Here is a 641-nt window from a genome sequence, read left to right on the forward strand (position 1 = left end):
TACATATACCGGGAAAGCCTATCAGTTAAAAGACGTCATAAAAGTAGATGAAGCAAACGTTACGCGTATTGAAATAGATACAGACGAAGGAAAGCGTGTAGTAGATGATAAAAAAGAGATAAAGCAAATCGTACATTCTTTGGCAAAAGTAGAAGTGAAAAAAAGCAAGGAGCTCGACCCAAAGTTTGACCAAGCTTACTGGGTAAAAATCGTCGAAAATGGAAAAGATGCGTACGGCTTAACGATTTACGATAATGACTACATAAAAGCATTTAGCTTTGAAGATAAAAAGCAGGCGACATATACGATTGTTAAAGATCAAAAAATAGATGTTAAAAAGCTGTTTTCAACTAAATAAACGTGTAAACCTACTAAAAAAGACAGCCTGCGCTGTCTTTTTTTATAAAAATAATAGATTGAAAATTTAGATTATTTTAAGCGGAATTAATCCTTGCCTATATAATTAATAAATGATTGAATTAGGTCAATATCAGGGTTAACTAATAGTGCTGGAAGAAGGCCAAATGTTAATAATACAAGGACGTTTGCTCCAATAAAGATGCGAAGTGCTTTTTTGATTTTCATGATATTTCCTCCCTTTTTTATATTTTCGTATAAAAAGAGAAAAAAATCAATAGAAA

At 31.7% G+C, this 641-nt stretch carries 2 protein-coding genes; one reads left to right on the forward strand and one right to left on the reverse strand.

The genetic code is table 11. The features are described from left to right. Nucleotides 1-358, forward strand: a 358-nt coding sequence (locus tag AC1DRF_RS31275; protein ID WP_477742736.1) for a DUF5301 domain-containing protein, incomplete at its 5' end; no start/stop codon positions are given. 86 nt (nt 359-444) lie between these two features. On the opposite strand, the gene AC1DRF_RS31280 is transcribed toward AC1DRF_RS31275, so the two are convergent. Next, nucleotides 445-585 (reverse strand): hypothetical protein, encoded by a 141-nt coding sequence (locus AC1DRF_RS31280; protein WP_162871496.1) that lies wholly within the window; start codon nt 583-585, stop codon nt 445-447. Nucleotides 586-641: the final 56 nt, after the last annotated feature.

The sequence above is a fragment of the Priestia sp. P5_B4 genome, assembly GCF_056400385.1.